The organism is Salegentibacter sp. Hel_I_6 (assembly GCF_000745315.1).
In the GTDB taxonomy this organism is placed as follows: domain Bacteria; phylum Bacteroidota; class Bacteroidia; order Flavobacteriales; family Flavobacteriaceae; genus Salegentibacter.
Map to the genome: position 1 here is coordinate 3,908,280 of NZ_JQNQ01000001.1, position 13,662 is coordinate 3,921,941.

General features: G+C 37.0%; 13 protein-coding genes and 1 tRNA gene. 5 read left to right on the plus strand and 9 right to left on the minus strand.

Annotated elements, in window-relative coordinates; all coding sequences use genetic code 11:
- The first annotated feature begins 8 nt into the window (after positions 1–8).
- From FG27_RS17195 to FG27_RS17205, 3 genes are read left to right on the plus strand one after another with little or no spacing between them, the layout of a single operon-like run.
- Positions 9–2,552: a heavy metal translocating P-type ATPase gene (locus FG27_RS17195; protein WP_037321287.1), complete on the plus strand. Its 2,544-nt coding sequence runs from the start codon at positions 9–11 to the stop codon at positions 2,550–2,552.
- Positions 2,549–3,340 (plus strand): cation transporter, encoded by a 792-nt coding sequence (locus FG27_RS17200; RefSeq protein ID WP_037321289.1) that lies wholly within the window; start codon positions 2,549–2,551, stop codon positions 3,338–3,340. Before FG27_RS17195 ends, FG27_RS17200 begins: the two co-directional genes overlap by 4 nt.
- Before the next feature lie 8 nt (positions 3,341–3,348).
- Positions 3,349–4,308, plus strand: a complete 960-nt coding sequence (locus FG27_RS17205; protein ID WP_037321291.1) for an arsenic resistance protein — start codon at positions 3,349–3,351, stop codon at positions 4,306–4,308.
- A 329-nt stretch (positions 4,309–4,637) separates the two neighbouring features.
- Here the strand turns inward: FG27_RS17205 and FG27_RS17210 are convergent, their stop codons facing one another.
- From FG27_RS17210 to FG27_RS17250, 9 genes are all read right to left on the minus strand, one after another.
- Positions 4,638–5,096 (minus strand): DUF6730 family protein, encoded by a 459-nt coding sequence (locus tag FG27_RS17210; protein ID WP_037321294.1) that lies wholly within the window; start codon positions 5,094–5,096, stop codon positions 4,638–4,640.
- A gap of 11 nt (positions 5,097–5,107) precedes the next feature.
- Positions 5,108–5,980, minus strand: coding sequence for a relaxase/mobilization nuclease domain-containing protein (locus tag FG27_RS17215; protein ID WP_037321296.1), 873 nt, complete (start codon positions 5,978–5,980; stop codon positions 5,108–5,110).
- A complete protein-coding gene (mbpA, locus tag FG27_RS17220) occupies positions 5,977–6,273 on the minus strand; it encodes a mobilization protein MbpA (RefSeq protein WP_037321299.1) in 297 nt (98 codons plus the stop codon). Before mbpA ends, FG27_RS17215 begins: the two co-directional genes overlap by 4 nt.
- A 124-nt stretch (positions 6,274–6,397) precedes the next feature.
- On the minus strand, positions 6,398–7,279 hold the full coding sequence (locus FG27_RS17225; protein WP_037321301.1) for a toprim domain-containing protein: 882 nt from the start codon (positions 7,277–7,279) through the stop codon (positions 6,398–6,400).
- Between the two features lie 197 nt (positions 7,280–7,476).
- Positions 7,477–8,658, minus strand: a complete 1,182-nt coding sequence (locus FG27_RS17230; protein ID WP_037322440.1) for a VapE domain-containing protein — start codon at positions 8,656–8,658, stop codon at positions 7,477–7,479.
- 170 nt (positions 8,659–8,828) lie between these two features.
- Positions 8,829–9,119, minus strand: a complete 291-nt coding sequence (locus FG27_RS17235) for an AlpA family transcriptional regulator (protein WP_051935918.1) — start codon at positions 9,117–9,119, stop codon at positions 8,829–8,831.
- A 124-nt stretch (positions 9,120–9,243) separates the two neighbouring features.
- Positions 9,244–9,918 carry a hypothetical protein gene (locus FG27_RS17240; protein ID WP_037321303.1) on the minus strand — a complete coding sequence of 225 codons (675 nt, stop codon included), beginning with the start codon at positions 9,916–9,918 and terminating at the stop codon, positions 9,244–9,246.
- A gap of 209 nt (positions 9,919–10,127) precedes the next feature.
- Positions 10,128–10,204: transfer RNA gene (locus tag FG27_RS17245), tRNA-Pro, on the minus strand.
- A 317-nt stretch (positions 10,205–10,521) separates the two neighbouring features.
- Positions 10,522–11,772 (minus strand): carboxypeptidase-like regulatory domain-containing protein, encoded by a 1,251-nt coding sequence (locus FG27_RS17250; protein WP_231563352.1) that lies wholly within the window; start codon positions 11,770–11,772, stop codon positions 10,522–10,524.
- Positions 11,773–11,943: 171 nt separating this feature from the next.
- Between FG27_RS17250 and FG27_RS17255 the strand changes: the two genes are divergently transcribed.
- Positions 11,944–12,822 (plus strand): cation diffusion facilitator family transporter, encoded by an 879-nt coding sequence (locus FG27_RS17255; protein WP_037321307.1) that lies wholly within the window; start codon positions 11,944–11,946, stop codon positions 12,820–12,822.
- A gap of 347 nt (positions 12,823–13,169) precedes the next feature.
- Positions 13,170–13,643, plus strand: a complete 474-nt coding sequence (locus tag FG27_RS17260; protein ID WP_037321309.1) for a UpxY family transcription antiterminator — start codon at positions 13,170–13,172, stop codon at positions 13,641–13,643.
- The last annotated feature ends 19 nt before the right edge of the window (positions 13,644–13,662 follow it).

Here is a 13,662-nt window from a genome sequence, read left to right on the forward strand (position 1 = left end):
ATAGGGATATGAAAAAATTACAACTGAAAATTCCGGTATTGCTACCTCAGGTGCCGAATGAAAAAGATACCTGTGTACAAAGACTTATTAATGATCTAGAAGCCGAAGAAGGACTTGAGAGGGTTCATATAGCAGATGAAAAGGAAGATTCGGTTCCACTTCTTTGTTTTCATTATGATCCTGACGTTATCTCTATTGATCGCATTCAATCTTTGGCAGAAAGGACAGGAGCAAAAATTACAGAGAAATATGGACATCTTCTTATAGAAGTCGATGGAATTAGACATACGCGACATGCCAGGACTATAGAAAAGAGCCTACTTAATATCGAAGGTGTATTAGAAGCTTCTGCCAATGCTGGAGGAATAATTCGTTTAGAATATGATAAACGCAAGACAAATATTGAAACTATAAATGTAAGGCTTGAAAAAGAAAATGTACAAGTTAAGAAAAGCTCTTCTGGCCATGAAAACGGCTTTAAATGTTCAGATAAAACTTCTGATGTATTAAATAAAGAAGAACAAAGTAGCCAACACCCCCACCATAAAGATAAGGACGGCCAGTATCTTAACGAAGTTGATAGCCACGGTGCCGGCGAAGAACATTCTCACTCCCATGGAGGTGTTTTTGGGAAAAATATAGAACTTATGTTTGCTATTATTTGTGGTGTTTTGCTGGGGATAGGGTTTGGGTTATCCTTTGTAGCAGTTCCGCAATGGATTAGTCTGGCTTGTTATATTGGAGCCTATTTCTTTGGAGGATTTTATACGGCCAAAGAAGCGGTGGAAACCGTAGCGAAAGGAGGTTTTGAAATTGATTTTCTTATGCTGGTCGCAGCTATTGGAGCAGCTATTCTAGGGGAGTGGGCAGAAGGGGCTTTATTATTATTTCTCTTTAGTCTGGGGCACGCCCTGGAGCATTATGCAATGAACAAAGCTCGAAAATCTATCGCCGCATTGGCAGAACTGGCGCCAAAAACAGCCTTGCTCAAAAAAAATGGTAAAACGGAAGAAGTTGGTATCGAAAAACTAAATATAGGCGATATTATTGTCGTAAAACCAAATACTAAAATATCCGCAGATGGCGTAGTGGTAGATGGGCAGAGTAGTGTAAACCAGGCTTCAATAACCGGGGAGAGTGTACCGGTAGATAAAGTTCCCGTAGAAGATATTGAGAAGGAGTACTCAGAGGTTGATGATATCAAGGATGAAAACCGGGTTTTTGCAGGTACAATTAACGGTAACAACACCCTTGAAATAAAGGTAATCAAAGCAGCCAAAGATTCAACGCTTTCCCGATTGGTGCAACTAGTCAACGAAGCGCAGACCCAAAAATCACCAACCCAGTTGCTTACCGATAGGTTCGAAAAATATTTTGTGCCCTCAGTCCTTATTTTGGTCGGGATTCTTTTGTTCGCTTTTTTAGTTATTGACGAACCTTTTAGCGCCAGCTTTTACAGGGCCATGGCGGTACTGGTAGCTGCAAGTCCCTGTGCATTGGCAATCTCGACCCCCAGTGCTGTATTGAGTGGTGTGGCCAGGGCCGCCCGCGGTGGGGTATTAATCAAAGGAGGCCGCCCACTGGAAGATCTTGGAGAATTGACCGCCCTCGCCTTCGATAAAACTGGGACTCTAACGGAAGGAAAGCCAAAACTTACTCAAGTAGTAGCCCTTGGGGATATTTCAGACAATGAACTTCTCAAGATAGCAGTAGCCGTGGAAAGTTTAAGTGATCATCCCCTGGCAAAAGCTGTAGTTCGTGATGGAAAGGAGCGTCTGGAAGGTGAGGAAATCCCGGATGCTTCCAATCTGGAAGCCGTGTTAGGGAAAGGTATTAAAGCAACATTAGGAAATGATAAGATCTATGTTGGGAACCTCGATCTGTACGAAGGGCTTGATAAGAGTACACCTTCCGACAAAATAGCTACGAAAGTGCGTGGTCTTGAAGGTGGTGGAAATACAACGATGCTTATTCGGAAAAATAAAGAATATATAGGCATCATCGCCTTAATGGATACCCCCCGGGAGGCAGCAAAAAAGACCCTTTCTGAATTAAAGGAAATAGGTATTAAACGAATGATCATGCTTACTGGTGATAACCAGAAGGTAGCAGACGCAGTAGCAGAAGAAATAGGATTGACTGATGCCTGGGGTAGTTTATTGCCAGAAGAAAAGGTAGAAGTAATTAAAAAACTGAAAGAGAAAGAATCTAAAGTAGCAATGGTAGGCGATGGTGTTAATGATGCGCCTGCCATGGCAAATAGCACCGTAGGAATCGCTATGGGCGCTGCGGGAAGTGATGTCGCCTTAGAAACCGCTGATATTGCTCTTATGGCCGATAAATTGGAAACCCTTCCCTTTGCAATAGGATTGAGTAGACAATCTAAATCTATTATCAAGCAGAACCTTTGGGTAAGTTTGGGAATTGTGGCTTTGCTTATCCCAGCAACAATTTTTGGTTTTGCAAATATTGGAGTAGCGGTAGTTATACACGAAGGTTCCACACTCCTTGTAGTATTTAATGCATTAAGACTTTTAGCTTATAAAAAATGAAAAAAAGCACCTTTATAGTCAGTCAAATGGACTGCCCTTCCGAGGAGCAGATGATCAGGATGAAATTGGAAACTTTTGAACAGATAAAATATCTGGACTTTGATATTCCCAATAGGAAGCTGGAAGTATATCACCATGGAGCGGTTGATGTAATTAATTCCTCGATTTCAGAATTAAAATTAGGCGATAAATTTAAAGGGTCAGAAGAGGCTGAAGTTCCAATTGGAGACGATGAAACCAAGCAAAAAAATATCCTTTGGTGGGTGTTGGGTATTAATTTTGGTTTTTTCCTTATTGAAATAACCACCGGTTGGATATCTTCTTCTATGGGCCTTATTGCGGATTCACTGGATATGCTGGCAGATTCGATAGTATATGCGCTAAGTTTATTTGCAGTGGGAGGTGCTGTTTCTAGAAAAAAGAAAGTCGCAAAGTTCAGTGGATATCTTCAGATTTTTTTAGCGACTCTGGGATTCGTAGAAGTCTTGCGCAGGTTTTTTATGAGCAGTGAAACTCCGTTGTTTGAATGGATGATTATTATTTCTTTTCTGGCACTTGGAGGAAACTTGATTTCATTATGGCTGATTAATAAAGCTAAGAGTAAAGAGGTTCATATGCAGGCCAGTGCGATTTTTACTTCAAATGATATTATCGTAAATGGTGGGGTAATATTGGCTGGTATCCTTGTTTATTTTCTAGAGAGCAAATGGCCTGATTTGATCATAGGAGGAATAGTTTTCACATTTGTAATGCGTGGTGCAATTAAAATTTTAAAACTTGCGAAATAAAAACCTTTTTGAATAAATTAAACAAATATCACACATTAATAATTGCGGTAGCAGTTGGTGTGGGTTTACTTCTTGGGCAAATTTCAGTTATCAAAAGTTTTTCGGAATATCTTATCGTCCCATTCCTAATGGTGATGCTTTTTGGTTTGTTTTTGAATATTCCCTTTACAAACCTACTTTCCAGTTTTTCCAATCTTAAATTCATCTCGGCAAATCTGATAATCAATTTCCTCTGGACGCCAATCTGTGCCTATCTTTTGGGATTACTCCTTTTACAAGAACATTTGAGTTTATGGATAGGTTTTGTAATGTTAATGGTAACACCCTGCACGGACTGGTACCTGATCTTTACCGGAATAGCCAAAGGAAATACTTCCTTGTCAACAGCTGTATTGCCGGTAAATCTAATTTTACAATTAATTCTTCTTCCGGTTTATCTGTTCCTGTTTTTCGGGAAATCCGGCTCCGTTGATACAGCAATTTTATGGGAAAGTATTCTCTTGGTGCTTTTAGCTCCATTTCTAATTGCGCAGCTTATAAAATATTGGAGTGCCAAACTTAGAAAAACAGAATTGATGCGCAAGAAAGTTCTTCCTTTTTTCGAAACTGCACAAATCATTTTCTTGGCTTTGGCCATTGTTGCTATGTTTGCATCGCAGGGAGAATATTTAACAAAAGATCTTAGCGTATTTTACATTCTTCTGATTCCAATGCTTCTGTTCTTTTTGATTAATTTTCTGGTAGGATGTTTTGCGAGCTTACTATTAAAATTTAATTATAAGGATTCTGCAAGCCTGAGCTTAACCACTCTTGCAAGAAACTCACCTATTGCTCTGGCCGTTTCTCTTACCGCTTTTCCAAATGATCCATTAATTTGCCTTGTATTGGTGATAGGGCCTTTGTTGGAGTTACCCATATTGACCTTAATTTCTCAAATTTTATTAAAGATTAGAAAAGCTTATAAGTAGTTTTAGATTACGGTTGAAATGGTGTTTAAGACCCCAATATCTACCATAACTTGCGCCGGATCCTATGCTGTTTTTATAGTGTACGGGAAGTTAAGCGTCAAGTAAAAACAGCATAGGGCGCTGCCTACTCTTTTGTTCAAAACCAGTAAATTTCAACCTGTTATCAGGGCCTTTGAGCCCATTTCCTGGAATATCCACTCACTATCCACTGATTTAAAAAGCATGTTTTAATTATTTACTAAAATTTTGCCGCAGTTTTCAACGGGTTTACTGGGGGTTTCAGGGCATTTGACGCAAATTTACTAATTTTTTCAAAGGAGCATTTGTCATTACAAACCCTGGTATCCACCCTGTATCCACTCGCAGTATGCCTCCTGGATTTCTGGATATGCTGCAAAATAATCTTCATAATGCTTATTCTGTGATTCCATAATCGTTCTGTAAACTTCAAAGTTTTCTTCTACTTTTTCTTGGGAGGTATACCCAAAATAACCCACTGAACCCAGAGCAATGATTCCTGAGATTCCTAAAAGAATCAGCAGGTAATTGGGTATGATCCTGGCGCGCTTTAATTTCCGATCTATCTCCTTTAGTATTTCATCTGTTTTTTCCTTTTCCAATTCCTGTTTTTGCAGGAATGTGTTCAGGTTCTTTTCCAATGCTTCCGTGCTGATGGGGATGCTCATCTTGACCAGTTGTCCTGAAAGCTTTTGAAGCTCCAGCACTGCCGTTTTGAAATCATCCATCTCATCGGCCATCAGTTCCATAATTTCATCTAGTTTTTTCATCACTTAAAGTTTTAATATCCCATACCTATTCCGGTATCTCTTACTGTTTTTACTATTCCTTTTATCAGCTCTTTAGCTATTTTGGTTGACAAATTGCTGCTTAGCTGTACTGTCTTATCCATTACCTGAAAGGTTTTAGGTACTTCTTTTAGCCTTGTATAATTCCTGTTTTGGGAGATCTGGGGAATTAACCTGTTCCCGCTCATTGACCGGTCCACTTCACTTGCTTTAAGATTCACCCCTTTGTATTCAACCCGGAAACCCTGAAGCTGGTTCGCTTTATTGATCGTTGGGATTACATCTACTTTTTGCGCTTTCATTTTACTGATATATTCATCCAGCGATTTTGGTCTGGTTTGAAGCACCCGATCATGTATATTTTTAATTTGTTGTCTCAGATGTTTCAATTCGTGTAATTTTTCATTCTGTACTTCCCGAACCCTGGTCAGCCCTAATTCTTTGGCAACATTATCGGCAGCTATCTGACTTCTTTTTCCAATATAGCTGTCGTTATAGGCTTTACCATCAAAGCCAATCCTATTGGTATAGATATGAACGTGGGTATGTGCTTTATCCCGATGCACAAATCCAATAGATTGATTGTTTTGCAGGTTCATTTCCTTTAAAAATTTTTTAGCAAGAGCTTCCAGGTCTTTTTTGCTTAAATCCTTGCCGTCCTCAATTGTTGGGCTTACGATAAAACTTAGGGTATTATTAATACAGCGTTCATTTTGCGATTGAATAATCCTAAACTCTTCGGCTATCTCAGCGGGAGTATCCCCGGCTACGTGTTCTCTTAAGACGACTTCAGCTTCTTTTTCCTGGTTCCAGCCATAGGATATGGAAACCCTGGTGCCTGAAACGCTATGTCCTTTACCAATCATTTTTTAAAGTTTTTTAAGTGCGTTCTGATTTCTTTAGCCAGGTCTTCCACCTCCCTGGCCAGCTTTGGATCCCGTTTTTTAAACATATTCCCAATGCGGGTAAAATTGTTCTTGTACTGTACCAGCATCTTGTAAGTTTCTAATTGTTCCGGAGTAATCCGTTCTACGATATCTTTATCAAAGGCCGTGGCTCTTATATATTCTGAAAGGGAAATTCCTGCCCTGGCCGCTCTTCTTTGAAGCAGCTTCTTCTCGTAGATCGAGCAGCGAACCTGGATGTATTCCCTTTTCATTTTTTCGTTTTAAAATCTTTGCAACCATCGGGCGCAAAGCAAGATTGTCATTACAATGACACATCTTGCTTTTCCCTTTCAACTGAAATTCTCCGATAGGGGTTCCCTATTTACCAAAGCCTCATTATTTTAAAGTCAAGGATTTTTTACAGCTTCCTTCTTTTATCAATTTTTCATTCAGATCTACATAGCCAGAGTAGGAATTACTACAATCGGTCACATTATCAAACTGGTTTAAAAGTGAACCAGCGGCTTTTTCACCAGCCGGATCATTATCCAGATAAATCAGAACCCTATCATATTTCAGGATGAGCATTTTTATCCTTTCCAAAAAAGCCAGGGAGTTTAAAATGATGCAATCTGAATTTTGTACTAAGTCTTCATCAATAGTAGCAAGGGAAAGAAAATCAAACATCCCTTCGGTGATGATTAACTGGTTAGAATCTCTTTCAAAAAAGGAAAAGGTTTTTGGGCTACTGGAAGTTTTAAAATATTTGTTTCTAAGCTCCCAGCCTTTTTTATAATTTTCAAGGCCAAGTGCAAAAAAGCGTTTTCCTTTACAGCGATACCAAACTTGTCTGCAGTATTTTCTACCAATCTCATACGATATATTCCGTGAGTGCAGATAATCAATTAATGCTTTCAGGTGAATAATTTGAACGTCCAGGATACTAATTTCTGGTTCCTTAGTAAGATGTTCGATATTCGGCGGGCTAAAAGAAAGAGAGCCCATATCGTTCTTTAAAAATTCCAGGGTTTCTCTTACAGACCAGGATTTAATAAGCATAATTAGATCAATAGTATTCCCTCCTGTTCCTAACCCGAAGTCAAACCATAAGTTTTTAATTAAAGAGACGCTAAAAGAGGCTTGCGTTTCTGACCGCAGGGGACTCAGAAACCAAGCTTCTTTTTCCGATTTTCTGGTGGGAAAGTGCCCTAATTTTGCAAGCGTTTTTACGATGCAAATATTACGGGCACTTTTACACGATAAGTTATTTAAGTTCATTTTATAATTTTTTAGTTACCTATTTACCAAGGCCAGTAAAGCCAGGGATTTTAATTCATTTTTTGCTGTTTTTCGTATCTACCTTAATTACCCAAGGGTAGATTGGGTAGATAGTTTTTGATATTTATTTACCTTCTGTTTTTTCCTCTGTCAATGGCTTGTTCCAGACCCCAGGGTAGTTAGGTAAATAGTTTATATTAAATTTCTAAAGGTGAAGTCTTAAACCTTTGCTCGATCAGGTAGCCATATACCCCGCTCTGGCGTTGTTTTACTCTTTCATAATTCTGAGCTTTTAAAGCTCTTCCCATATAATACATATTCAGTCTCGGATTGATACAGTTGAGCTGTAACACTACATCTGAAGCCGTTTTAAAGTCTGCTGGATCTGAACTCTTCCTATAGTACTTACAGAGCAACTCTTCTTCCATACTGGCTTCCCGGTAAGTCTTGTTCCTTTCTTCATTTGCAATAATATCCTCCAGGGTCATTTCCGGGTTAAATTGTTCATTCACATAAGCCAGGTAATAGGCCTGAGCCCATACCTTGTCTATATCTACTTCCCGGGAGTAAGCAAAATCAATTTTACCAATAAGCTCAAAACAAAGCCAGCGCACAGAACCGGTTTCATCATTAAGAAAGGTTGCCCTGTTGGTAGATCCTATAAAACTGCAGGTCCTTCTCAGGTTGGAGTTTTTGCGATCATAAGGCAGCCTTTCATTGATCATTGTTTTAGAGAAATAAGCTTTAAGCGCATTAATTTCTTTTCTAGCCAGCACAGATAATTCATCTAAATTGATGATGAAATTCCTGGTAAGTTGAATCCTGGCGTCTTTATCTGTGGTCATATCTTCAGCAAAGTACTTTGATAAAGCCGGTGGACAGAGAAACCTGCACCAGGTAGATTTGCCTGAATTTTGTTCTGAATGCACTAAAACCAAACATTGTTTATTGAAGTAATGTTCATCCAATGCACCCTTCACTGTTCTCACCAGCCATTTTCGAAAATGATAAAGAAATTGTTCAGGTTCTTTGGCGGGAAGATAGGAAGCGAGTGTTCTTATATGATCTCCACCTACCCATTTTGGAAGCTTATCAAAGTATTCCGCAATCGGGTTAAATCTGGGAATTAGGTTAGACCGTAAATAGATGTCCAGTTTACCCGGATTGATCTCTATGTTTGATTTCGCTAATTCTATGAGTAGAGAATTCACTTCAAAATCTTCCCAGATATTTGACTCCTTAATCCGTATCTGAAACTCGTGAGATATTTCATTAAACCTGATATCATATTTATCAGAAACATACTCCTCCACGGCGTCGTAGATCGTTTTTTTCTTCTGCTCGGATACTTGATAAAGTTTAAGTCTATTCTTTTCCATAATCATTCATTTTAGAAATTATTTTTTCTAGCATTATAGAGCATCAAAACCTTATTGACAATCCCGGTAATAGTGGATATCACTACTATTTTATAGTAGTTCATACCCAGCAGTAAATAGGATGAATTTTTCATCAGAATATTTTTCAAGGTTTAGCTAATGACAAATGATTATTTGCGGTGCTTCAATAGGCTTTTATTGAACTGATCCTCCAGGTATGCATCGGATAGGTCCGGCTCTCCCAGCAACCAAGCATCGATCTTTTCCTTGTCGAAAAACTTCTGTCGAATGTTCGGGTTGTTTCCCATCGGTATAAGCTTTAAATGAGTAAGCTTATAGATCTTACTTTTGGAGAGACCCGTATATTGTGCCAGGTCTTCCACGTTCATTACTTTTTTGGTGTGGGAGAGAAGTACTTTAATATCTTCCAATAAACCCACTACTTGTTCCTGCTCATTCATAACTATATGATTAAAATTAAAAATGAGTAAAAGGCCTTTTACGATTTTGTACAGGACAAACTTAGGAAAGTAAATAACTATAAATCAATAGCATAACTCAAATAGAAAGGGAGTTATGCTATAATTATTCTTTATTCAGCATCTGCCGGATAAATTTTCGCTGGTTTCGGGAGTTTATTTTTTCCTGGTCGTTTTTCCAGGCGGAAAAACTGGTTTTTAAAGTGTTTTCTTTGAGCGGTTCGTGGTTCATCAAAAAGGAATTCATCAATAGTTGGAAAAATTCACGTTTCCTTTCTCCGGAGAAATCTTGAATTCCACCAACTAACAATTCATCAAATAAAACAAACAAAATTCTGTGGTTTGCGGAGTCTCCGCTTTTATTCCCAACGGTGAAATTGATCTTCTCCTGAACCTTACGGCCTTTAAGGAATCTAAAAAACTGCTCTTTAGCGTTTTTATCCAGGTTGATGTACTCAAACCTTATCTGAAACTTATTAATGGGTTCTACCTTAAAATTATGCCGGTCGGTCTCCAGGTGTTTATCTGATTCATAAAATATGGCCAGCCAAACCAAAACTACCGCCAGCACTATAAGAAGTACAAGAAAATAGACATAATCATCCATTATGGATTTAACACCAAAAATTAAACTAAAACTTAAAACAAACAGGATAAAAAAAGCAAGGATAAAAAGAATTAGGTTGGTGGCATTTCCTTCTATTTTATCTTCAATGAAATCATTTATTCCAGACCTTAAATTAGCCAGTGCTTTTCCAGATTCAAGAATAAATTTCTCCATAGCTAATAGCGCTTCAGTCTATTAAATATAACTAAAAGAAAAATAATTAGGTATTCCCGGAGGTTTCAAATTAATTTTTTAAAAAATTTATTCCAATAAAGTAGTGTATAGGATTTTCCTTTTAAAAAGAAGGCTTAAGAATTGTTGTACGTATGTTGTACGGATATAAAATAAAAAGGCTTCCGATCTCTCGGAAGCCTCGCTATCACTGGTCGGGATGACAAGATTCGAACTTGCGACCCCACGCCCCCCAGGCGTATACGCTACCAGACTGCGCCACATCCCGATTCATCTAAAAAAGCTCAAATTTCAATTCCGAAATCTTGTCATAATATTCGCAATTGATTTAGCAAACTTACCACAAAAACACTTAGCTTCAATTTGACTTCACATTGCAAATTAAACTGCTTATTTACTATTATCAAAACGAAAAGCTGCTTTTTTAGATGCTTATTTGATTGAAATATCTATGTGCTTGATATTCAGTTTTAGACTTATGTTTTTATTAATCTTATTACTAAGTATATCAACTTAAAAACAAAAAAAGTAGTCTGGAAAGAAATTAAACTTTCCAGACTACTTTTACATTTTTTTCAACAATCATTACTGAATTTTCTGCTGAATCTTTTCTATTGCATTCTGTATAGATTTATCGGGTTCTATAATATTATTGCTTCCCCAGAATTGCATATCGGTAAAGCCTGAAATGTCATCAGCCATAACTACTCTTTTGTTAAGAAAATTCTCCCCTTTTTTAATTCTATCTTCGGTTTGAGGCTGCCAGTTTGTGACCGCCATTTCAGAATCTACCTGATATCTAGAATTAAATAGTTTTTTCTTCCAATTCACTACAAATAGGAGTTTTGCATTGGAGTATCCAAAATACCACTTTCCATCTTGTTGATGATAATCTATATCATAACTCACTTCAATAGGATATACTTTGGTACCACCGGGTTTTTTATTTACAAACATATTTGTTGCAGCACGCCTGTTATCTACATTCATATTTAATTTTGCGCGAACCAGGCTTTGTGTTTCAGCATCAATATAAAGAGTTCCGAAAAACCATGGCAATTCTTTATTGGTGTCATTGAAGCTCACTACATATAAATATTTATTATCTATTTGTGTGGGTTCTTCAAACTCAAACTCATAATTATCCAGGTCGTTATCATAGAAAAGATATTCTGGATATTTCATCACATCAATAAAAAGCGTATTAAAGGGGCCACCGCGTAATTTTAAAGCTAATGTATCTAAACGATCATAATCTGCAGTTTTTCTTGCTTTCACCAACTCAATATCTTCATCACCAAAATGACTATATGGTTTCTTATGAATTTTAACTACGGCCTCACTTAGAGATACATTTCGGTTACCTCTGCTTATGCTTTCTCTGTAGAAAGCTGTCATTTGCGTAGGATCATCTATATAATTATCACCGCGATTATCAAGCATTGTACGTACCAACCGGCGTGCATCACCGGCTTCATAAACTTTAATCTCTGTTAGTTCCTCAACCACAGGATCAAGATAAATTTTAGTGCCCTGAGCTTTAAAATAACTCAAAGGCAGATTTTTACTTTGATATCCTAAATATGAAATATTTACTGTTGCCGGACTCATTCCTTCAGGGACTTTAAGAGAAAATTTTCCTTCAGAATTGGTAACCGTAGAAATATTGGTTTCATTTACCGATAAATGGGCATTCATAATAACACCCTCATTATCTGAGTTAATCACTTCTCCCTTGTATTCCACATAATCTTGTAGAAAGGGTGTTGCACTTATGGGCGAGTAAGCTATAATTACTCCCACTAAAAAGAGCATTAGGGTTTTTAAATTTTTCACAGCTATAAATTTTTGATTTTCATCCTAATATACGAAAATTTAAAGAGAAATAATAGTGCATTTTATACTTTCATACCATATATTTTGCTCTAGAATAGGTGATATTTAGTAAGAGTGGAAAAAATGATTAATTTGGTATAGAAAACCATCCGGGTTAAGTTTCAAATAACTATGAGTCACGAGCATCATCATAAGCCTTCCTCCGAGAAGAATCTTAAACTTGTATTTTTCCTCAATCTTGGGTTTACGATTCTGGAATTTATTGGTGGAATGTATGTGAATAGTATCGCTATAATATCTGATGCTGTACATGACCTTGGTGACAGTCTTTCGTTGGGTACATCCTGGTATTTGGATCATAAATCTCAACAAAAGAGTGACTCAAAATTTTCTTTTGGATATCGAAGGTTTTCCCTGCTTGGAGCTTTAATAAATAGTCTTGTTCTAATTGCGGGGTCGGTTTATGTAATCTATGAAGCAGTGAATAGGTTAGTGGCACCAGAACATTCTGATGCTGAAGGAATGATGGTTTTTGCGATAATAGGAGTTGCCGTAAATGGTTTTGCTGCGTGGAAACTAAGCAGTGGAAAAACCTTAAATGAAAAAGTGATCTCATGGCATCTTATGGAAGATGTTCTTGGCTGGGTTGCTGTGTTAGTGGTTTCTATCATCTTGCAGTTTAAAGACATACTTTATCTTGATCCTGCCTTGTCTTTAGCCATAACGCTTTATATTATATGGAATGTATTTAAAAGGCTTAAAGAGACGCTTTATATCTTCTTACAGGGAATTCCTGCAGATATTAGTTTAGATGAAATAAAGGAAAAACTTAATGAAATACAAGGCGTGGCTTCTTCTCATCATGTACATATATGGTCTCAGGAAGGAGAGCATCATGTTTTTACCGCCCACGTTAAATTTCAATATGTTCAAAATTTTGAGGAATATATCAAACTAAAAGCAGCAGTGTTAAAAACTTTGGATGCTTATAATTTTGAACATTTTACAGTTCAGTTTGAGTTGGATGCTGAAACTTGTAGGTTGGAATAAATGGTGGAATTTTTTGATTTCTAATTAAGGGATATAGCTTGTGCGATATTTTTTAATTTAATGCTATGGATTCTTTTTGTTTTTCTGTTTTATCTGAACTCTTTTTCAAAATGATTTTCGCTTAACTATAAAAATTCTTCTCGGATTTACTTTTCTAATAAATTAAAAATCAATCTATCATCATCCAATTTTAAGCAAGGGCCTATTAAACCTGATTATTCTTTGAATTCTTTGTATTTTTGAGATATTAACTAAGCAACTTAATCTGAATTTCTTCAATATTTCACCCTACTTCGAAGAGATTAAGAAATAGCTCCTGTTTTTAAACAGGCAGAGAAATCTTATATATGTCGTGGTTTGTTTTATATACTAAACCCAGAACGGAGAAAAGAGTAGCCGAGGATTTGGAAAAAATTGGCATAAAGGTCTATTGCCCTATAATCACCGAGGTGAAACAATGGAAAGACCGAAAGAAAAAGCTGAAAACCCCTCTTTTTAAATCCTATGTTTTTATAAAACTGGAAGAAAAAAAACGTAATCAGGTCTTTGATGTTCCTGGTGTGGTTCGATATTTATTCTGGCTTGGAAAACCTGCAATTGTAAGAAATGAAGAAATTGAAGTTATTCAAAAATGGCTTGAAGGCGATAAAGTAGAAGATGCCAAAATTGAACATCTTAGTGAGGGCGATAAAATAGTTATTAAAAATGGCGTTTTTAAAGACGAAGCGGCGATTATTCGTGAAGTGGGAAAAAGAAAAATGCGACTTATTCTTCCCAAATTAGGATGCACCGTAGAAGTTTTAACTAAAGAAGTGGTTTAAAACTTTTTCAATTATTTTA

Bases quoted from the DNA above. Each gene is read 5' to 3' on its own strand.
- FG27_RS17225 (WP_037321301.1), bottom strand. From the start codon at position 7,279: ATGAACTTAAATAACTTATCGTGTAAAAGTGCCCGTAATATTTGCATC.
- FG27_RS17230 (WP_037322440.1), bottom strand. From the start codon at position 8,658: ATGGAAAAGAATAGACTTAAACTTTATCAAGTATCCGAGCAGAAGAAA.
- FG27_RS17235 (WP_051935918.1), bottom strand. From the start codon at position 9,119: ATGAATGAGCAGGAACAAGTAGTGGGTTTATTGGAAGATATTAAAGTA.
- FG27_RS17210 (WP_037321294.1), bottom strand. From the start codon at position 5,096: ATGAAAAAACTAGATGAAATTATGGAACTGATGGCCGATGAGATGGAT.
- FG27_RS17240 (WP_037321303.1), bottom strand. From the start codon at position 9,918: ATGGAGAAATTTATTCTTGAATCTGGAAAAGCACTGGCTAATTTAAGG.
- FG27_RS17260 (WP_037321309.1), top strand. From the start codon at position 13,170: ATGTCGTGGTTTGTTTTATATACTAAACCCAGAACGGAGAAAAGAGTA.
- FG27_RS17255 (WP_037321307.1), top strand. From the start codon at position 11,944: ATGAGTCACGAGCATCATCATAAGCCTTCCTCCGAGAAGAATCTTAAA.
- FG27_RS17215 (WP_037321296.1), bottom strand. From the start codon at position 5,980: ATGATTGGTAAAGGACATAGCGTTTCAGGCACCAGGGTTTCCATATCC.
- FG27_RS17200 (WP_037321289.1), top strand. From the start codon at position 2,549: ATGAAAAAAAGCACCTTTATAGTCAGTCAAATGGACTGCCCTTCCGAG.
- FG27_RS17195 (WP_037321287.1), top strand. From the start codon at position 9: ATGAAAAAATTACAACTGAAAATTCCGGTATTGCTACCTCAGGTGCCG.
- mbpA (WP_037321299.1), bottom strand. From the start codon at position 6,273: ATGAAAAGGGAATACATCCAGGTTCGCTGCTCGATCTACGAGAAGAAG.